The organism is Thermoleptolyngbya oregonensis NK1-22 (assembly GCF_032705245.1).
In the GTDB taxonomy this organism is placed as follows: domain Bacteria; phylum Cyanobacteriota; class Cyanobacteriia; order Elainellales; family Elainellaceae; genus Thermoleptolyngbya; species Thermoleptolyngbya sichuanensis.
The window spans coordinates 1,114,017-1,134,367 of sequence record NZ_CP053540.1 but is presented as its reverse complement, the minus strand read 5'-3'; the positions used below and the strand labels follow the sequence as shown (position 1 = coordinate 1,134,367).

At 52.7% G+C, this 20,351-nt stretch carries 17 protein-coding genes; 4 read left to right on the top strand and 13 right to left on the bottom strand.

From position 1 onward, the window contains the following. Positions 1-36: 36 nt before the first annotated feature. The 10 genes from HNI00_RS04895 to pssD form a co-directional block, all read right to left on the bottom strand. Positions 37-957, bottom strand: coding sequence for a glycosyltransferase family 2 protein (locus HNI00_RS04895; RefSeq protein ID WP_316791187.1), 921 nt, complete (start codon positions 955-957; stop codon positions 37-39). Positions 958-1,050: 93 nt separating this feature from the next. Further along, positions 1,051-2,340, bottom strand: a complete 1,290-nt coding sequence (locus HNI00_RS04890; RefSeq protein WP_316791185.1) for an oligosaccharide flippase family protein — start codon at positions 2,338-2,340, stop codon at positions 1,051-1,053. Between the two features lie 9 nt (positions 2,341-2,349). Next, entirely contained in the window at positions 2,350-3,663 is a 1,314-nt protein-coding gene (locus HNI00_RS04885) for an O-antigen ligase family protein (protein ID WP_316791183.1), read from the bottom strand. A gap of 71 nt (positions 3,664-3,734) precedes the next feature. Next, positions 3,735-4,820 (bottom strand): polysaccharide biosynthesis/export family protein, encoded by a 1,086-nt coding sequence (locus HNI00_RS04880; protein ID WP_316791181.1) that lies wholly within the window; start codon positions 4,818-4,820, stop codon positions 3,735-3,737. Then, positions 4,817-7,075 (bottom strand): GumC family protein, encoded by a 2,259-nt coding sequence (locus tag HNI00_RS04875; protein ID WP_316791179.1) that lies wholly within the window; start codon positions 7,073-7,075, stop codon positions 4,817-4,819. Before HNI00_RS04875 ends, HNI00_RS04880 begins: the two co-directional genes overlap by 4 nt. Positions 7,076-7,465: 390 nt before the next feature. Beyond that, a complete protein-coding gene (locus tag HNI00_RS04870; RefSeq protein ID WP_316791177.1) occupies positions 7,466-8,344 on the bottom strand; it encodes a glycosyltransferase family 2 protein in 879 nt (292 codons plus the stop codon). Positions 8,345-8,429: 85 nt separating this feature from the next. Further along, positions 8,430-9,350, bottom strand: coding sequence for a glycosyltransferase family 2 protein (locus HNI00_RS04865; protein ID WP_316791175.1), 921 nt, complete (start codon positions 9,348-9,350; stop codon positions 8,430-8,432). 18 nt (positions 9,351-9,368) lie between these two features. Continuing rightward, entirely contained in the window at positions 9,369-10,424 is a 1,056-nt protein-coding gene (locus HNI00_RS04860; protein ID WP_316791173.1) for a glycosyltransferase family 2 protein, read from the bottom strand. Between the two features lie 56 nt (positions 10,425-10,480). Continuing rightward, a complete protein-coding gene (locus HNI00_RS04855; RefSeq protein WP_316791171.1) occupies positions 10,481-11,008 on the bottom strand; it encodes a glycosyltransferase in 528 nt (175 codons plus the stop codon). A gap of 72 nt (positions 11,009-11,080) precedes the next feature. After that, entirely contained in the window at positions 11,081-11,524 is a 444-nt protein-coding gene (gene pssD / locus HNI00_RS04850) for a PssD/Cps14F family polysaccharide biosynthesis glycosyltransferase (RefSeq protein WP_316793406.1), read from the bottom strand. Positions 11,525-12,472: 948 nt separating this feature from the next. On the opposite strand from pssD, the gene HNI00_RS04845 reads away from it, so the two are divergent. Continuing rightward, positions 12,473-12,757 carry a hypothetical protein gene (locus tag HNI00_RS04845; RefSeq protein ID WP_316791169.1) on the top strand — a complete coding sequence of 95 codons (285 nt, stop codon included), beginning with the start codon at positions 12,473-12,475 and terminating at the stop codon, positions 12,755-12,757. 340 nt (positions 12,758-13,097) lie between these two features. Beyond that, positions 13,098-15,188: a M3 family metallopeptidase gene (locus HNI00_RS04840; protein ID WP_316791167.1), complete on the top strand. Its 2,091-nt coding sequence runs from the start codon at positions 13,098-13,100 to the stop codon at positions 15,186-15,188. A gap of 103 nt (positions 15,189-15,291) precedes the next feature. Here the strand turns inward: HNI00_RS04840 and HNI00_RS04835 are convergent, their stop codons facing one another. Next, a complete protein-coding gene (locus HNI00_RS04835; RefSeq protein WP_172353511.1) occupies positions 15,292-15,570 on the bottom strand; it encodes a hypothetical protein in 279 nt (92 codons plus the stop codon). Positions 15,571-15,942: 372 nt separating this feature from the next. Between HNI00_RS04835 and HNI00_RS04830 the strand changes: the two genes are divergently transcribed. Together HNI00_RS04830 and HNI00_RS04825 are read left to right on the top strand one after the other, a co-directional pair. Then, positions 15,943-16,605, top strand: a complete 663-nt coding sequence (locus HNI00_RS04830) for an esterase/lipase family protein (protein WP_316791165.1) — start codon at positions 15,943-15,945, stop codon at positions 16,603-16,605. Between the two features lie 124 nt (positions 16,606-16,729). After that, positions 16,730-17,509 (top strand): transposase, encoded by a 780-nt coding sequence (locus HNI00_RS04825; RefSeq protein WP_316791163.1) that lies wholly within the window; start codon positions 16,730-16,732, stop codon positions 17,507-17,509. A 93-nt stretch (positions 17,510-17,602) separates the two neighbouring features. On the opposite strand, the gene HNI00_RS04820 is transcribed toward HNI00_RS04825, so the two are convergent. Both HNI00_RS04820 and HNI00_RS04815 read right to left on the bottom strand, forming a co-directional pair. Further along, complete coding sequence (locus HNI00_RS04820; protein WP_316791161.1) at positions 17,603-19,357, bottom strand: caspase, EACC1-associated type; 1,755 nt, start codon at positions 19,355-19,357, stop codon at positions 17,603-17,605. Further along, positions 19,357-19,752, bottom strand: a complete 396-nt coding sequence (locus tag HNI00_RS04815) for a hypothetical protein (protein WP_316791159.1) — start codon at positions 19,750-19,752, stop codon at positions 19,357-19,359. Before HNI00_RS04815 ends, HNI00_RS04820 begins: the two co-directional genes overlap by 1 nt. Between the last annotated feature and the right edge of the window lie 599 nt (positions 19,753-20,351).

Genomic DNA, 20,351 nt, shown 5'->3' with positions numbered 1-20,351 from the left:
AACTCGCCCTATTCAACCCGTTTTCTGAATCGAACACTAGAGGCGATCGCCGCCTTCAAGCAGTGTTGGAACTGGCTTTCGCAGTCCTTTAATCTCACCCAGCGCCCATCCCAAATCATTTACCCAATCTACCAATAGATTGAGTCGAACTGGAAAGCCAAGCTGCTTGAGGAGCCAGAGTGGACAGCCTCGGACAAACAGAACGGCAACCTCTATTTGCTTCCGAATAATGGGCAATTTTCCTCGCGGTGAGCCATAGCAGCGGCGAATAATATTAGATTCCTCTGCCCACTTTTGCTGCTGGTTAAAAATATCTCGCAGCGAGTGGCGGAGTCGGTAATGCATCACTGCATCTGGGACGAACTGCGGAACAATCCCTGCTCGCTGCGCCCGATAGCAATACTCCACATCAAACCCATAGTTAAAGTGGGAAGAAAACTCGCCAAGTTTTTCGTATAAACTGCGGCGAAACCCAAATGAGCATCCCCAAGCAAAATAATAGTGAGGGTAGCAACCCTGGCGGGGCATTGTTGTTTCCTGGAGCCGAGCGCCGACTGGGCCCAGCATCGAAGCAGGGTTCAGCCGACGATAATCTAGCCGAGCCACAACGAATTCATGCTCCTGGAGTGCGCGTCCCATCGACATTAGCCAGCGATCGCCCACCTCATCATCTGCTTCACAAAGCACAAATGCATCTCCTGTAGCGGCACGCAGCCCGGTGTTATAAGAGTGCCAAGCACCCAATCGAGGCGACGAAAAATCATGAGCATCGACAATCTTTAACTCTGGCAATCGATGGCGATATTGCTCAACAATTTGCATCGACTCATCCGTTGAGCCATTGTTAGAAACGATGACTTCCCAGCCCCCATCCCACTGCTGTCGAGTGAGCGCCTCTAGCTGAACCGCAATCGTTTTTGCCCCATTAAAGCAGGGAAGAATCACACTAATTTTCATAGCTAGTTTTGACTAAATTAATCGATTTTTACAGCGTCTATTCCATTCAAAAAGGGTGTACTGTCGCTGACTGCTCCAACCAAAAGCTCATGCTTAGCCAGAGCGTGACCTGATTTGCTTCCGATAGAATATATAGATTAGAACCCATAAGATGATTGCCAGCAATGAGTCCGAGATTAAGGTAGAGAAGGTCGCTCCTTGCCAGGAGTACATCGGAATTAGCCACAGATTCAACAAAGAATTAAAGATAGCAATGCCAGCCTGAAGACTGCTTCTCCAGCCCTGCAATCCTGCCCCCGTCAAGGTATCTGCTGCAAAAAACTGAACGGACTTCAGAAAAATTAGAGGAGAAAGCCATCGCAACGCTGAAACTGCGTCGATATAGCTCTCTCCCAAAACCAGAGGCACCAGCGGCGCACAGAGCCATAGCCCAAGGCTGGCGATCGCCCCATAGGCCGCAGCCGTCGGCACAATCTTTCGCGCGAAGCTGAGGCTGCCAGCAATGCCCTTTGCGCCGCTGCGAAAAAACTGAGCATAGCAGGCTCCCAGCAACGCGCCGACCGGGATCAGCCCGACCTCGATAATGCGATAGGCCGCACCATAAATCCCCGTTGCGCTCAAGGTAGACATCGAAGCCAGCATCGTCTTGTCGATGTCGTTATAAATCGTCTGAGAAGACAAATCCACTGAGAAATAAAACCCGTCCCTAATCTCTGACTTCATCAGACCCAATTGGGGCTTTGGACGACCCAAATGACGCGAGACAAGCCAGATCCCAATCAACGCTGTCACCAATCGACTGGCGAGATACAAGAGTCCCCAAACAATTGCAGTGGCGGACTGATTCAGCAGCAGCAGGCAGGACGCTGCGCCCAATCCGCTGATACTCAGCAAAATATTCAGATGTGCATCCAGCCCAAACAGATCGGTAGATAGAAAAGCCTTCAATGCAGCATCATGGAACCGCGCAAAAATCAGTTCTGCCAAGCCGATAGAGAGCAACAGCACCCACGGAAAGTGAGCGGGCAACACAAACTGATTCAGAATCAGCAATGCGACGATCAGCGTGCTGCCGAGGGCGAGGGTAATCCATAAAGCATTGCCAAAATAGGCTTGAAGCAGGCTTCTATCCCGCGAAACATGCTTCACGAGAATGTGAGTCGATCCCCAGGTTGAAAAGGGGACGGTGATTTTCACCAGCGCCATCACGCCTACAAACAAACCGTACTGTTCAGTCCCCAGCGATCGAGCAATGATCAGGAAGTAGGCAGACTGTAGAAATAGGCTTGAGATCCGGGCTGCAATCTTCCAGAGAGTTCCCCGAATAACGGGGCTTTGGAGAGACTTTGATAGGCGCGATCGCACGGAATTAAGAGTTCCCATTGGCTAATTTCACTGCGCCGATGTAGGTCTGAGTTGCAAAGGAATGACCGACTCAAACGAGTCAGTCTCCTCCGTTTGAGGCTGGACGGGTTCGCTAGGCATCAACCTCGATAGGGCGATCGCCACATAAAGCACCCAGAAAAAATCATTGGCCCGCATCAGCGAGGTTTCAGGCAGATTCGAAAGAATCATGAAAATCAAAAACGGCAGCGGCCAAATAAACTCAATTCCTGACGTATTTCTCAAACACTTCAGATAGTAGAAGAAGTTAAATATATAGCCGATCAAAAATACAAAAAGTCCAACAAGTCCCAACTGTAAAACCAGGTCTAGAAACCCGTTATGGGCATCCGGAGTCAGCCAGCCTTCGGCTCGGATAACGGGGGCTGATGGCCCCTCAAGACCATTCCAAAAAGCCTGATATCCATATCCCAGCCAGGGACGTTCTTTGATGACATCAATGATTGATAGCCAAAGGGTCGTTCTTCCAGTGAAGGTCATATCCTTACCCAGGATATCCACCACAATGGTTTCCAAGTTGCTGACCACCCAGGCAGAAATTGTGCCGCCAACAATCGCAATTGTGCCCAATGAAATGACGAGCAGGTGATATTGCAGCCTAAACAATCGACAAGCGGCAATGACAGCCCACATTGCCAAAACATTCACTAATGCCCCCCGCGACGTAGAGAGCAGAAGCAGCATAAACGAAAGCCCTAATCCGCTGGCGACCCAAAACTTTGCTTTCGGCTTATCCAATAGCAGCAGCATAAACACTGCGCTGCTCAGAGTCATGATCTTGCCGAAATTATTTTTATGGGTGTAGATCCCTCTCCAGGCTCCGGCATGAACCCCACCCATGATCCCATATTTAGGTAAAAGCACGGCATAGACCAAGCTCAGTCCGATGATCAGGGCAAAAGTCCAGCCCAGCATGTTGAGCTGCTGCTTGAGCGTATAGCGCGTCGCGAAATAAATCCCTAATAATGTGGAGCCTGTAAACGAAATTGAGCGAGATAGCGTCGCTTTAGGAATCTCTGACCAAAAGTATGAAAATAGAACAAGCGCGAGGATAATCCAGATGAATCGATCTCGCTGAAGGATATAGACAACCTTCCTCCAGCGGATGGCGAGAAGTAGCCCAACAATGAGATAAGTGAGCAAGAAAAGATTTCGCGTCAGCCCGAAATCAGGTTCAGCAATTTGCTTATCTCCCTGGCTAAAACCTCCCGACAAAATAACGTTCAGAGGCCCACCGGAATGGAGTAAAAGGGCGATCGCGATGAAGGCTTTCTCTAAAAAATCGAGAGGTTTTCTCATCATTGAATTGGTTCTAAAATGAACGCCAATTTCTCCTGAAAAGACGTTTTCGGCTTACACCAGACAGGCTGAATTTATAACCCAAGGACTCTCAGAATTAGCCCAAGCGGATTGAAAATTCGTCCGGCAAAATCGGCAACCGATGCAGCCGTTTGCTTGGGCACCACAATCACATCGCCCTCTTGCACCTGATAGCTATCGGTCAGGTTGCGGAGATCGACCTCCTGGCGCTCAATCTGTCCCTGGTCGTTCATGCGGATAAAGTTCACTTGGCTGAGGCGAGCGTCTTCGGTGGGGCCGCCAGCGATCGCCACTGCGCTCGACAGGGAGCTGTTGGGCGGCACCTGCACCTCACCCGGACGGGTCACCTCGCCCACCACCCGCACCCGCACCGTTGCCGGAGCCAGGCTGGACTGAGCAATCTGGCGGCGGTCGAGGGTGGCATCAGCCGCCAGCTTGGGCACCAGCACAATATCGCCGTCTTGCAGGGGGGGATTGTTGGCGTTGGACTCGGCCCAAATCCCATCCCACAGGTTTACCGTGAGCGTTGTGGTGCTGCCGCTGGGGAGCGATCGCCGCACCAGCACTTGCCGCAAATCTGCGTGGGTCGTAATGCCGCCCGCAGCAACCAGGGCCGTACTCAGGGTCGGCAGGCTTTGCTGGGGATTGTTGCCATTTGTACCATTGCGCGGATTGTCAAGCTGAATCGGGCCAGGTCGCTGTACCTCACCTGTCACCGTTACGAACACAGGGCGCAGGGTCGTCAGGCTCACCGCCACAGACGGGTTGACCAAGTAATAGTTCAGCCGAGTGGTGAGGTCGCGAGTGAGCGAGTCGATGGTTTGCCCTGCCACTGGCACCACCCCGATCACGGGCAGGGTAATCGTGCCATTGGGGGCAATGACCCGCGTTCCGGTATATTCATCAAAGCCCAGCACCGTAATTGCCAGTTCATCGCCAGGGCCAAGAATATAGTCTGAAGGCAGCGCTAGGAAGGGGGACGCGGGGCTAGCTGCGAGGGAGTTTTGAGCGAGAACGGCGGTCGGGGCCGCTAACCCACTGAGGGACAGGCTCAGGGCGATCGCCGAACCGCGAACCACCGCTTTAGAAACAACGGCTTTGGAGATAGATGCTGCTAAAGATGCCGCTGAATGTGTCACGATGCGACCTCCAGGTTAGACGATTCTTGAGATTCGGCAGACTGCCCATTTTGGCTGTGCTGCTCAATGGGAAAGAGTTGCTCAAAGCTGGGCACAGGCTTGACGGGTTTAGCAAAGGCGACTTCCTGGGTCAGCGCAAAATAGCGGTTGGGGTTGCGAATCGGGGCAACGCCATTAGCCACGATCCCCAGCACATGGGGTCTGGCGAGATTGAGCAAACTGCGAGTCGCTTTCAAATCCTCTACATCCGTCGTCGGTCGCACGACCAGCAGCATCCCATCCGTCAGCTTGCCCAAGGTGGACGCATCCGCCGCACCGGAAAGGGCTGGCGTGTCAAAGATCACCACGTCGTATCGCTGACCCATCGCCGCAATCACAGGAAGCAGCTTTTGAGGGGTGAGCGCAGTTGGCGTGGAAGATGCCAGATTGCCTGCCGCCAGAAGTTCCAGATTTGGCGCTACTGTCTGGATTGTGTCGGCCAACTCGGCACGACCCTCCAGCACCTCTGCTAGTCCAATGGCTCCATTGGCATTCCACATCTGGTGCTGGGTCGAATGGTGAAAGTTTGCATCCACCAGCAGCACGGTTTGCCCAGACTGGGCGATCGCCATTGCCAGATTTGCAGCCACTTGCGACTTGCCTTCCTGCGGTACGGAACTGGTAACCACCAGCGTTTTCAGACTAAACTCCGAATCCAGCAGCCCCAGGTTCGACTGCAATACGCGATAGGCATGATGCACCCCAGCAAATAGCGAGCCGTCGCTCTGCTGCATGGGTAGAAGATCTTGCCGCCTGCCAGATCGTTTCCAACTCGGCACAACCCCCAGCAGTGGGTAATGGAGCAACTGCTGAGCATTGGGAATTGTTTTAACCGAGCGATCGCACAGATCCAGCAGGAACGCCGTCACCACACCCATCGCCGATCCCAGCACCAGCCCACCCAGCAGAATCAGCTTTTTGCTAGAAGCAGCGGGCTTCTCAGGCACGACCGCCGCTGAGATCACTCGCACGTTGTCAATCGTCTGATCCTCTGCCACCTGCACTTCTTGCAACCGCTGAAGCAGCGATTCATACGTACCTTGCGCTGCGGCCAGTCGCCGCTCCAGTTCGCGCTGGGTCGCCTCTAGCCGAGGAATCGTTACCGCTCGGCTGCGCTGCTCTGCCTGTAGCCGCGCCAACTCAGCAATCTGACTGCCCAGCGCGACGCGCTCCACCTCTGACTGCACCAAGTTCGCTGTCAAATCTTGAGCCAGCGCCCCCAGTTGGATATCCCGCTCCGACACCCGACTTTGCCCCACTAGCTGAGCGACTCGCCCCTGGAGTCGTTGCTGCAACAGAGCTTCTTGCTGCTCCAGCATGGCAATGGTAGGGTGAGTTGGCCGATAGCGGGCCCGCTCCAGATCAAGCTGCCCCTGGACTCGCTGAAGTTGGGAAAAGACTTCCTGAATCGCCGGAGACTGGCTCAGCGCCGTTGCACTCACGGCCTGCTCCGGAGACATTCTCAACTGCTGCTGCAATTCGCGAGAGCGGGTTGTCGCATTCACAAACTGCGTCCTGACCCTCGCAATTTCATCATCCAGGCGCTTCATGGCTTTGACCGTCTCGCGGGATTCTTCATCCAGCAAAATTACCTGGTTCTGCTCTTTGAAGCGTTGCAGCGCGACTTCAGCTTCCCGCACCGTGGCTTCGGTTCTGGGCAGTTGCTCTGTGATGAACTTGCGAGCGGCAGCAGCATCGGCTTGGTTGGTCGCAATATTATTGTTGCGGTAGGCCTGAATCACCTTGTTAACTACGGCTGCCGCCCGCTCAGGGTCTTCGTCCTGATAGCCGATCTCGATCATATCGGTGCCAGGAATTGGCTTAACCGTTAACACCTCCAGAAACCCCACCGGGCTAAGGGGTTGTCCTTCATCATCGGCGAGTCTGAGAGCCGTGATGGTCGCTTCGGCAATTGGCAACGACCGAATCGTTTCGACTTGGGTGGCAATGGGGTCAGTATCCGAACCAACAGCACCTTGCCGACCAATCGCAGCGGCCCCTGCTGCATCTAGCCCTGTCAAGGAAGAGGTGCGGTCAATCTTCACAAGAACCCTGCCAGCGGCGACATAGCTGGGCTGTTGCGACAGGGCCGCCAGGGTTGACAGCACCGCAACCGTGCTAAACACTCCGACCGCAGGCAGCCATCGCCGCTTCAAAACCTGTGCATAGCGTTGCAGATCGATATCAACTTCTTCTCGAAAAGATTGAGTACTCATGAGACTCCCAAAGAGCAACACAGCCAGCGGCGCACTAACTGAAAAAACGCTCCAAACCTCAAGACTGCAACCGTAGAATTACGCAGGCAGGCTCTAGAGCAATTCAACGGAACGCAGTCTATCAGTCATTCGCATTAGCACCCCGGGTTCTCGAAACTAAGTTCTGTCATCAAAACGGTCGATCGCTCCCACCTCAAAGACTTCTTCTATGCTCTTTTCCTAAGTTCTCTTAAAATCTTCAGCCTTGCTAGGCGAGGCTCAATCTGACAGCAGACGACCACTCTTTGATTTACCTCTCTAGTCTAGACGGCTCAGGCAATGAGCCGCATCTGCCTTCACACTAGCTTCTGCCAATCATCAAGACTTGATAAACTTATGGGCTGCCAATCACTAGTCAGACAGCATCAATCGATGGGCTTCAAAAAAGCGATAAAGACGAAGCCGAAATAGGATTAAAATCGCTCTCAATCGATCTTCCAGTCGGCTAAGTTTTTTGGAGTTGAGAATCACCAGAGTATGCGGCAGAGCAGAGAGAAGGACAACCCAGTTCCGCATCATCCACAAGATATATCCCAATCGACGCTCGCGAATCAGATGATAGCTCTCACGAGTCAATCGCTGCCATTTTCGAGCCAGTTCAGCCCAAGTTCGCCGTGCTGGATGCCCGACACAAACATCATCTTGATAAACAAGAGAATAGCCAGCGGCGATCGCCCGATGGCACCAGTCCATATCTTCAGAAACACCCTGACGAAACCCACCCACTACATTGAAAACTTCTCTGGAAACCCACAGATTTGCGGTTACAGAAAATTGCTTTTTCAGGACATAGGATTGATTATTAAATGCAAAAACAGACTCGAACGCTTCCACAGGATGAGGATCATCCGGATTATTCAAAAGAACCCGGACGCGACCCCCGACAAGCTTGGCTTGCTCCATCGCTCTCAATCCATTTTCAAGCCAGTCCTCTGAGGGCTGACAGTCAGAGTCTATGAATGCCAAAATTTCGGATTGGGATACTAAAACCCCTGCGTTTCTTGCTTCTGCCGCGCCTTGAATCGGGGCAGAAATTACTTTTGCTTTGCAATTGGTTATCTCTGTAACGACGCTGCGTACAGCATCCAAACCCAGACTCGAATTATTATCAGCCACAATAATTTCAAATTGATCCAGTGGTAGCGTCTGGTTCATCAAGCAACTCAGACAAATTTTCAGATTTTCCAAGTCATTGAAATGTGGGATGACAACAGAAATTCGAGGATTCATAGTTTTTGCGTCCACAGACTGCTATAAGCTGTCTTGATGATGATTTTCATGATGATTTTCCAAGTTCAAGGCTGCTCCAAAGCCTCTACACCTTGTGAATGGTCTTATATTCCTGATACGTGAGGCCTAAAAGCCCAGCCAAGCGACCAGCACCCCGAAAGATTCTCAGCAGCGATGCGATCGCCAAATGCTTTTGAATCAGCCCCAACGGAATGGTCATCAGTCCATAAATCATTTGGAGCAATGCCTTAGCGCTAGATAACAGACGAACTCGAACCGATGGCTTCGCTTCTTTTTCCCAGATAGAGTAGCTTAGACAACTGCGATAGCCTCGCTGCAAAATCCACTGCACCGTAGTACGGCTGTCGGGAATCCACTCATAAACAATCGCTTCATCAGCCCAAACCAGCTTTTTTCCTGACTGATGAAGACACCTGAAAAAGTAGGAGTCTTCTCCACCCGTCAATGCAAATCGCTCTTGGAAAATGTTTTTCTGATCCTTGACCAACTCTGCTCGCATCAGGACATTGTTGGTGTAAGCCGCCTCCACAAGATGCCCCGTTGGATAGCGTCGATTTTCAAAAAAGCGACCTCGAATTGCCCAGGTCGGTGCGTCAGGCTGAAAATGGGGGAGAACCGGCCCATGCACCACATCTGCTTGATGCTGGATTTGGGTCAATAAAAGTTGCTCTAGCCAGTCCGATTCGGGCACTTCATCATCGTCAATGAAGGCAATGAAATCGGTGTCTGAAGGAGCAGTGGCGATCGCCCGGTTTCGAGCATAGGAAATCCCGCGACGCGGCTCCATGCAAGCTGTTAACCTCCAAGGATAATCTGGGGATAACTGATTGCAAAAGCGAAGCGCCTGTCCTGATTCATCGTTATCCACTACCACAACATGAATCTCAGGTTGAAGCTGCTTAAACTCCAGTTTTCTCAGCCCTTCTAAAAGACGCTTTAAGCCTTCAGGTCGCTGATACGTAATGACGCAAATAGTGACCCGCATAACAGGCTCCTCATAAACCTAGCTGGTGGCTGCTCTGATCTGTTTTATAAGCTTGTCTACAAATCGAGGGCGAGATTTTCCTAATAGGAACCAGGCGATCGCAGGCTTTGCCAATGCCACAGGCAGATAGCCTACCCATAGAAACCACAGGCTCAGAATCAGCTTTCGTTTCTTGGAATAGGTGGAATATTTCCAAACTGCCCAAAATCCCTTCCAGGCAAGCATCACGCAGGAATCTGTTGGATATAGATGCCCCTGGGGATCGACCTTAAGCGAAACCATTCGATCAGTCAAATGCAGGGTGTCCTTCAAGCCGGGATCACCATCGAGCGATCGCCCCACACTCTTTGCCGTTGCAGCGATCGCCTGATATCTCAAACGGTCATGCTGCAATGATTTCCGAAAGCGAGCAACGTCGATTTCCTGACTAGACGCAGCCCAAAGATTTTCACCATGCTTCCGACGAACCCCAATTGGAGTTTCAATTGCAAATACCTGACCATAAAAAGGCGAAACAGACACCAAATAGCCATCCGCAGAAATCCGAAAGTCTGCTTCGGGAATGGGCAAAACTTTTTCCAGCACTATCCGACTAAAGCTAGTGCCGCTAGTCACGGTCGTGTTATATCGCCCTTTTGTGAGCAATAACGGGGTGACATCTCCAGTGTTGAAAGTAATCTCCGGCGCAGGATACAGGTCAATGTAATTTCCCTCTGCATCTCGTGATTCCAGTCGAGCCTGTATTTGGGCAGTGTCGGGGGTCCATTGAGCAACAATCGTATCCACTGCATGAGGAAAGAAATAATCATCCGCATCCAGGAAAATGATAATTTCTCCCTTGCTGACTCGAAACCCTGCATTCATCGCAGAGGCCTGTCCGCCATTGGGCTTCAGAACCGGAATAATGCGATCGCCATAGCTCAGAATAATCTCTTGGGAACCATCCTGAGAGCCATCATCAACCACAATCACCTCTATTTCAGAGTAGGTTTGATTGAGGATGCTATCGATAGCCTGTGTCAGAAAACGGCCGTAGTTATAGTTATTGATAATGACGCTGACCAGCGGAGACATACAACTTATTCTTGATTCATACGGAGACTAGGTGAAGGAAACTCAACGGGTTCGCCTCAAACTGTCTCTAGACAACCCGCCTGCTTAAAGGCAACTTCTTTCAGTCCCGGATACTTTGCAATGAGATGATCCGCCAGCTTTGGCCCATTAAATAACTGTCCTCGGAAGGGCGGCGGTGGTTCTAGCACAAACTGTCGAAGCTCATCCAAGGCCAAACAGTGCTTGACCCCGAATCGCTGCATACTTTTAGCAAATAGAAGCTGGTGATCATCAATATGCTCCTCAAAGCGAGCCAGTCGCGGCAGCAAAACAAAGCGAGCCTGTTGCGAAGCCAGCATTCGTGTTGAACCCTGGCCGCCATGAGAAATAACCAGCCTAGCTTCTTTGGCCAAAGCAATCAGCTTTTTAGACTCAATCGTCTTGACCACTGTTGTAAGGGGATGGCGATCAACAAGAGAGGTATCAGTGACCCCGCTCTGAATAAAAACAGGTTCGGAGATAACCTGTTGCTCTAGCAGCAAGTGTAGCCAGGTAATCGCTCTATCGAAAGAGTATGGAATCGTGCCAAGAGTGAGAATAATCATCGTGTTCTGGGATCTTCAGGAACAACTTAGAAATCACTAAACGAGAATGACCGAGAGTGTTTTAATTTAGAGTCAGGCTACAGTTCCTCTAAAGATTGCTCTTGGGTATTTTTCGGTCAACTCCTGCCACTGAACATAAAACTCATCGGCGAGCGGGTAAATGAATTTACCAGACAGGCTCAGTTCATCTGAACGAGAAATGCTCTCGATATATAAGAAGCGAATTCCTAACAGCTTGGACAAGATCGCGAAATTCACTGCTATACTTGCACCCGTCGAAAGCACCATATCAGGGCGCTCTAGAAGCAGAACTCTCAGAGATCTGGGCAGGTTCATTAGAAAACGCTTCCAGTCTCTTGGGCCCTGATAGGGCAGCCAGCAAACTCGTTCATTCAAGTCATTTAGAAGACTCGTATCTTTCTTAAAGTCCGTTACCCAGACTCTCTCGTGCTGAGACCAAAACGACTCCATGTCTCTCATGGTTGAGAAATGACCGCCAGATGTGCAAACAAGCATTAATTTCATAGAAGCTGAGCCTAACCAAGCTGGATTCTTCTGACACCGCAGAACCCTGAGAAATTCGTGAGTGATTTGTGAGCTTCTTGCATATCCTGGCATCAGTCTCATCGGACAATGCTGATATGAATGAATCAGTGCTGGGGTGGCTCTAGGGCATTTAGACATCAGAGACTGACCTTACAACTCCCAGAGCATCACCACAGAATCAACCTCTAGAAACCACTGAGATGTCGCTGAGAGATACTGGTAAATGCACTGAATCCATATGTCTTAAGATACAAAATGAGGGTTGTCACTTACAGTGGATTGGTTCTCAACTCACAAAGAATTCAAACTCTGCCTGGAACTTGTGAAGGGCTTACGCAGGCTTTAAAGATGTGCCTACGTTTATGAAGATTGGTAGGTCAAAGCACTTGTATCTCTCCGCAGATTCCAGGATCTAGAGCGGTTTTGTTTGATCTTTCGCCTACTCTTTACATACGAAACATCAACTATACGGACTTTGTGTTGTTTTGATGAAACCAAGTTAGGGCTTGCGTCGTTGGAGAATCTATATCGAGATGCACCCGCGAGCAATCGTCCGAAACGCAGGCAGCTCATCGCAGGTGCGTAAGTCCCACGAAGCGCTTCTTGGTGTTTCTGAGTGTTTTTTGCAGTGAGCGCAGGTTGCCTCCTGATCTGGACAGGCGTGAACCCAGGGGTGACCTGTTGCAGGTCAGGCGGCCTGTATCTGGGACGCTTTGTATCTGGGAGAGGTTAGCTGCGGTACACGCGCTCTAATCTGAGGGTGCTATAGTGAAAATGTGATCCTAAACGGTAACGTAGGGCACGGAAAAAGATTCGGACATATCCATCCTTATGCATTGCTTTTGGCAATGCCCTCAAGGTGGTGATGGTGACAGGTTTTGAAGTGCCTCCCCAGTGTAATTGTGGAGGTTTTTTGGTATGAAATGGTTCACCCATAAGTTCGGCGAGTTCTTTGCGTGGGAGTCTTATCGGCATCGAGAGCCGGGAGACAAGGCGACGATCGCCCTCGATTTGCCTACGGTTCCCTTTGCCACGGGGATGTCGATCGCCCCGCGTGCGCTGGCGTGGTTTTTCTTGGAAGACAGCACCCTAGAGCAGGCCGTTAGCCACCTAGAACGCTGCTGGGCCTCGAAATCAGAAGAGGCGGGCTGGGCCACTTACGCTAAAACGGCATCGACCTATTTCGGGCAGTTTTGGAGCTAGCCGCGGCTGATCTAGGGATTGATCTTCTTTGATCTTCCATAGGTTTTAGGTAGGTGTCAGGCTGGGCCTGAGATTGAGCCTAGTTCAGAAGAAGGACGTAAGTGTATGCTTGCGTCCTGTTTTGCCTTTTTGCAGAAAAACCGATAGATTTCAGGATTGAGCTAGAAAGCTGGATGGCAACTCTGGGGGCGATCGCTTAAGATCGAATGTCTAGGGCGGAGTTGATATGACTTCGACTGTAGATTCTTAGTAGATTCTTACCTGAGATTCTTACCTGCATTTTCTTAAACGCTCAGGCACCCCATTCATCCTCCATTCACTCCATCCCCCATTCACTTTTATGATTGCAACTACCGCGAACCCCCTCCTGGCTGGCAAAGGTCTTCCCCCCTTCGACCAGATTCGTCCTGAACACGTCGTGCCAGCCATGACCGAACTGCTGGCCAAGGCGACCGATGCCCTGACGCATCTGGAGACAAACACCAAGCCAACCTGGGAAGGACTGATCGAGCCATTAGAAGCCCTGACCGAACCTGTATTTTGGGCGTGGGGCGTGGTGAACCACCTGATGGGCGTGAAGAATAGCCCGGAACTGCGCGAGGCCCAGGAAGCCATGCAGCCCGAAGTGGTGAAATTTGGGATGCGTGTGAGCCAGAGCAAGCCGCTCTATGACGGGTATAAGGCAATTCGCAACAGCGCCGACTGGGGCACCCTCAGCGAAGCCCAGCAGCGGATTATCGAGTCATCCATCCGCGAGGCAGAGCTAGCGGGCGTGGGGCTAGAAGGCGAAAGGCGCGATCGCTTCAACGAGATCCAGCTTGAGCTAGCGAACCTGTCTACCCAGTTTTCCAACAACCTGCTAGACGAAACCAAAGCCTTTAGCCTGACGCTGACACAGCCCAGCGAGGTAGAAGGACTGCCGCCAACGCTGCTGGCCCAAGCGGCCCAGGCAGCCCGCGCAGCCGGGGCAGAAGCCGCCACGCCCGAAGCAGGGCCCTGGCGCATCACGCTGGATATGCCTAGCTACTTGCCCTTCATGCAACACAGCCGCCGCCGCGACCTGCGCGAAACGCTGTATCGTGCCTACATCACCCGAGCTTCGTCTGGCGAACACGACAATCAGCCGATCATCGAGCGCATTTTGACGCTGCGAAAAGAGATGGCGGGCATTCTCGGCTTTGGCAGCTATGCCGAACTCAGCCTCGCTAGCAAAATGGCCCCCAGCGTAGACGCAGTAGAACACCTGCTGGAATCCCTGCGCGGATCGAGCTATGCCGCTGCTCAGCAAGACCTGGCCGCGCTGAAGGAGTTTGCCCGCAGCCACGGCGCACCCGAAGCCGAGGACTTTCAGCCGTGGGATTCGGCCTTTTGGTCGGAGCGGATGCGCGAAGAGAAGTATGCGCTGAATGCAGAGGAACTGCGCCCCTATTTTCCACTGGAGCAAGTGCTAGATGGATTGTTTGGGCTGGCGAAGCGGATTTTTGGGATTGTGATTACGCCTGCCGATGGGGAAGCGCCCGTGTGGCATCCCGACGTGCGCTATTTTCGGGTGAGCGATGAAGACGGTGGGGCGATCGCCTACTTTTATCTCGACCCCTACAGCCGTCCTGCCGAAAAGCGCGGCGGAGCCTGGATGGACTTTGCCATCAACCGAAAGCGCTACGTCGAAGCGGGCGTGTCCAAGGTGCGTCTGCCCGTTGCCTACCTCGTCTGCAACCAGTCGCCGCCCGTAGACGGCAAACCCAGCCTAATGAACTTCTATGAGGTAGAAACGCTGTTCCACGAGTTTGGCCACGGCTTGCAGCACATGCTGACAACGGTGGACTATTCCGGCGCAGCGGGCATTAACAACGTCGAATGGGACGCAGTGGAACTGCCCAGCCAGTTTATGGAGAACTGGTGCTACGACCGGGCGACGCTGTTTAGCCTAGCGAAGCACTATCAAACGGGCGAACCGCTGCCCGAAACGTTCTATCAGCGCTTGCTGGCGGCCCGCAACTTTATGAGCGGCAGCGCCATGCTGCGGCAGATACACTTCAGCCTGCTGGATATCGAACTGCATCACCGCTATGTGCCCGGTGGAGCCGAAACTCCCAAGGACGTGCGCGATCGCCTCGCCAAAACCACGACCGTCCTGCCGCCTCTGCCCGAAGATGCCTTCCTCTGCTCCTTTGGACACATCTTTGGCGGCGGCTACGCGGCAGGCTACTACAGCTACAAGTGGGCAGAAGTCCTCAGCGCCGATGCCTTCTCCGCCTTTGAAGAAGCCGGTCTGGATAACGAAGCCGCTGTCGCCGAAACGGGCCGCCGCTTCCGCAACACCGTCCTTTCCCTCGGCGGCAGCAAGCACCCGATGGAAGTCTTCAAAGCCTTCCGCGGCCGCGAACCAGATACAGAACCGCTGCTGCGGCACAATGGTCTGGCGGCGTAGGGTAATGGAGTGAGGGAAAAGAGAAGAACGAAGAACGAAGAGAGAAGAACAAAGAGGTTCCGTTTTTTCGTTCTTCATTCTTCGTTTTTCCTTCTTCGCCCTGTCACCCTTGCTGGATCTGCTGCTCTAGCGATCGCATCAGGTTGAAAAACTCCTGGGCTTGAATCGTGCCGCGATCGCGCAGTTCGACCAGGCAGCCCTCAAACGCTCGGCGCATCGACTCCGTGGCGATCCACAGCCGCGCACAGCTAATGGCCTGGACGGGAGTGGTATAGCCCTGGTTTGAGGTAATCGTCATGCCCGTTGGCAGGGTTGCCCGCCAATGCCAGCGATCGCCCTCCATGACTGTTCCAATTGCAATGTCGAAGTAGTTCCAATCCATCTGTTGGGGGAAGTGCAGGTGTGGGTAATTCAGGCTTTCGTTCCAGCAGCAAAGTCCGGGGTTCAGTTAAAGGCGGGTTTAATATTTCTTTAATATTCTATTCGAGTCAACGTCAATCAGCCAGGTTTTCATTTAGCGTTCCCAAAAGCGTTTGATCGGAAACTGGTCTGCAAAATTGGCTGGGCAAACCGGATACGAAAGACTGGCGAGGTAAATTGGCGCAGAAAACTGGCGAGAAAATTGGCACAACAAACTGGCACACTAACCCCACAGAGGGCGATCGCCCCCCGCTACCCTTGAAACAGGAAGTTTGTTGTACGGTTCTCTAAAACTCTAAAAAAATCTAAGCCAATCAAGCGCTAGCCTCCCACTATGACCCGCCTTCACGAAATATCCTCTCCATCGGGCGATCGCCATCCGGTCATTTTGGTTCACGGGATCGACGACACCGCCGCCGTGTTTCGCAGGATGGCTCCCTATCTCACCTCGCAGGGCTGGCAGGTTCACCACCCCAACCTGACACCCAGCAACGGCGACGTAGGGCTGGATGTGCTGGCAGTACAGCTTGCCGACTATGCCCAGCAGGTGATCCCGCCGGGGCAGCCCTTCGATCTGGTCGGCTTTAGCATGGGCGGCATCATCAGCCGCTATTTCGTGCAGCGCCTCGGCGGGCTAGAGCGCGTGCGCCGCTTTGTCACCATCTCCTCCCCCCACTGCGGCACCTGGACGGCCTACCTGCGCCCCAACATCGGAGCCAGCCAGATGTCCATCAAAAGTCCCTTCCTATACGACCTCAACCGCGATGTGGGCTGCCTAGAACAGCTAAACTTCACCTCCATCTGGACACCGCTAGATTTGATGATTTTGCCCGCCCGCAGTTCTTGTCTGGGCGTGGGGCGCGAAGTGGTGCTAAACGTGCCCGCCCACGCCTGGATGCTCAGTGATCCCAGAAGCTTAAGGGCGATCGCCCAGGCCCTATCAGAGCCGCTACGTTCTGCCGCCAGCAGTGTGGAATCGATTCCCCCCTTGGCTTAAGGGGAGCTAGGGGGGATCTCCGAAAGTCTCGCACCCGAACCGATCCCCCTAAATCCCCCTTAATAAGGGGGACTTCCGGAACAGCTCGGTTCCCCCCTTCCTAAGGGGGGCTAGGGGGGATCTCATGCCACGCCAACCTCGCCAACTCCGCCCTGGCTCTTGCCACCACGTCACCATTCGCTGCAACAACCGCGAGTTTCGCCTCACGAAGCCCGAATACCGCGAAGTGCTGCTCTACGCCATCGACAAATGCCAGGACAAATACGGCTTCAAGCTGTATGCACTGTGCATCATGAGCAACCATGTGCATTATTTGCTGGAGCCACAGCAGCCGGAAGACCTGCCGAAGATCATGCACTGGCTGAACTGGTACAGCGCCATGTGCCTGAACCGGATGCTGAACCGCACCGGACACTTTTGGGAAAAGCGCTACCACAGCACCAGCTTTCCCATCAGCGACAAGCGGCAAGCGCTGAACACGCTGCGCTATATCCACGCCAACCCCAAAGCGGCGGGAATGCAGCAGGGATTTTTTTATGACTACAGCAACTACGGCAGCTACGACCGACTGACCCAGGACGGACTGACACAGTGGCATCCGGCGTTTTTGGCATTGGGCAGAACGCTGGATCTGTGTGCGGCGATCTATCGCCAGTTTTGCAAAAAATATAAGCCGAAGCCGAAGCCGGAGAAACGGAACCCCTGGGGAACCAAGCTGCTGGCGCAAATCAAGGCGCGGAGCAGGCTAAAGAAAAAGAGCAGCCCCGGCCAAAAGAGCCTGTGGGACGAGTGGGAAACCCCCGCAGCAGAGATCCGGCAGGTGGCGAAGAAGTTTGTGTTGGCGAATTGCTATGACCCGGAGGTGATGAAGCTCCAGTTCGAGGAAATAACGGACTCGACGTAGAAAAACGTCAGGTGCCAGGTAACGGATCGCCAGGAGGTGGGTTATGCGGTAGAAACAGGTTGGGTTACAAAACTTTAAGAAAGGCTGAAGCGCTTATCTGCTACAGTCTACAAGTCTCGTGCGAGAAACCCGGCCGACGAAACTCCCACGCACCGACCCGCAACAGAGGAAAAGCCAACCCGAAAACGCCCGACACCGCAACCAAGCCACCACAGGGAAAATTCCTTGGGGAGAGGAAAGGGAGGGGTTTAGGTCGGAGTAGTTTTGCCACTCGTTATTTTTGCGCCAACCGACGCGATCGCAAAACTTTTCCCAGATCTCATCGCCTGGATAATTGCCGTCTAGCTTACCACCACATTCGACATAGATTTTCTTTTGGACACTAAAGCCAAAGTGCCCCTGGCTGTATTTCACCCAGAGGCGATCGATCGTTTTCAGGTCGGTGCAGGGAAAGTTCAGCAGTTCATCTTTAGTAAACCAATCGCCCTGCTCTTTGCCAACGGCGGTGATCATCGTCCGATAGGTTTCCCGATCTGCTGCATACCAGTCCTGCGCCTTCAGCAGGTCGCGCAGGGGCGCATAGTCGATGCCCTTTTCAGAACTTAGATCATCATCTTCTTCAGGGATTTCGACGGTTTTGGAGGCTAATGGTTCCGAAGCGGGACTTGAAACCTTTGGTTTTTCTACTTTTTTTGGAATCTCACGTGCTGTGGGCACTGTGGGTTCAGTGGATGGACTTGGCGCGTTGGATACTGGGCTTGAAGCTGTCTCTGGCAGGTGTGACAGGATCTCTGCCTCAATCGGCTTTACGTTTTCATCTAGCAAGCCCAACATGGTTTGAAGCTGCTTAAGCCGCTTTTGTTCGCGTTCTCCCAGTGGATTTTTGTGTTGAATCGCGCGAGTAAATACGTCCCGGTAGCGGTAAATTTTCGCCTGATATTGGCGAATTGGTTCTAATACTTCCGCTTCGATGGCTGTGGCTTCTTCGTCTAAAAGTCCTAGCTTGCGCTGCCATTCTTCCAGCACAGGGCGGCTAAAAATCTCGTCGATGGTGCCATCATCTTCCTGGACGATGACTTCCACTTCCTTGCGATATTTCACCTTGGGGTTGCCCAGTGGGGCTTTCGCAATGCGAATTTGGTAGCCCTCATCTTTGAGAACAATGATTTTGGGGGTCATGGCAGGCGCTTCTTCCTGCACCTTGCGACTGGCATATTGATGCAGCTCTCGCACTGAAATTGCCCCGTCTCCATCCGCATCCGCTGCGCCTGTGCGAATGCCCTCTACCAGATAGCGTGTGTAAATTGAGAGTTCGCTATCTCGCTGCTCAAAAGAATATTGAATCGAGCTAGAGGACGTGAGAACGACCCGGCCTTCAGCTCCTAGCACGTTTTCCAAATCAATCTGGTCGTCATCTTTGGAAAGCAAATCGCCAAAGGCTCCACTGAAGCAGCAGTCGAGAATAACAACTTGTCGCTTTGCTTTGCTATCTCGAATACGATCTCGAACAAAACTCGCAGAAACCGCCGTCGATCGCACCAGTTCTTCTCTTTGTTTGCGCGTGTTGCCAGCCGCAAAATATAGCTCCGATCGAGCATCTTTAACACCATGCCCAGAAATATAGAGCAGTGCTAAGTCATCTTTTTGCCGCGCTCCAAACCAGGTTTCAATGGCTTCTGCGATTTCAGATTGTGATTTGTTGATGAGCGTTTTTACGTCATCGAATCCGCCCATTTCGGGGTCGCACAAAATAGCGGCTACGGCTTCTACATCCTTCGTCGCTGCGGGCAAGGGTTTGAAGCCGTCCAAATATTCTCCTGTACCGATTAGCAGCGCAACTCTCGCCATCAGCCCTCAGACTTGCCATTTACCACTCGAATCTTCAAATCCTGAATTCGTTCTAGCGCGGCGACTTGGGCTTGCAATTCCTGTTCTGTGCGATAGGTCAGCTTCACCTCGCCGTATTCCAGCGTCAGCGTGCTGCCGACAAAGCGCTCCTTCAACCAGCCCAGCAGCTTGCCAATGTTTTCCAGGTTCACCTCGGCTTTCAGGATGCCCCAGTCGAACCCCTCTGCACCTTTACTGCCCTCAGGTGCCGCAGCCTGACGCACCAGCCATGCCTCTTCAGCGAGTCCATCTCTTAGCTCGTCTGCCAGCGACAGCGAAAAGTCTTCCAGTTCTTCCTCGGACAAGTCCAGTCCGGCATTTTTCAGATCAATTAGGATGTCTACGGTTTGGCTCATGGGGCAATTTTTTGGTGCTGGCTTTATTGTATTCGCTGGGTCTAGAGTTGACGAGCGCAGGGCCCGCTTCTCAAAATCTGGCTTCCCCTTTGCGAAGCGGGTCAGAAGGCATTAGATTGGGATAGCTCTGCATAAGGGATTTGGGGCGTTGCCGAACAGAGGTACGGTTCTCGTGCTTGAGCGTCTTGCAGCCTCACCCTAAATTCCTTACCCCAAGGCTACTGTGCATACACGTCTCGATTGTTTGCGTCAGGTTCTGCAAGATCCCCCCAAATCCCCCTTGGGAAGGGCACTAGTATACTTCACGCAGCAATTTCAGCCCTCACCCTAAATCTCTCTCCCAGAGGGGGAGAGGGACTTAAAGCCTTTGTCTGGCTCCCCTTCTCCCCGCTTGGGAGAAGGGGTTGGGGGATGAGGGCAGTCAGTTTGCTGTTTCAAGTGTGTCAGTGCCTTAAGAAGGGGGACTTTCGAGCCAGTTCTCTCTGCTGCGAAAGATCCCCCTAAATCCCCCTTAAGAAGGGGGACTTTCGAGCCAGTTCTCTCTGCTGCGAAAGATCCCCCTAAATCCCCCTTGAGAAGGGGGACTTTCGAGCTAGGTC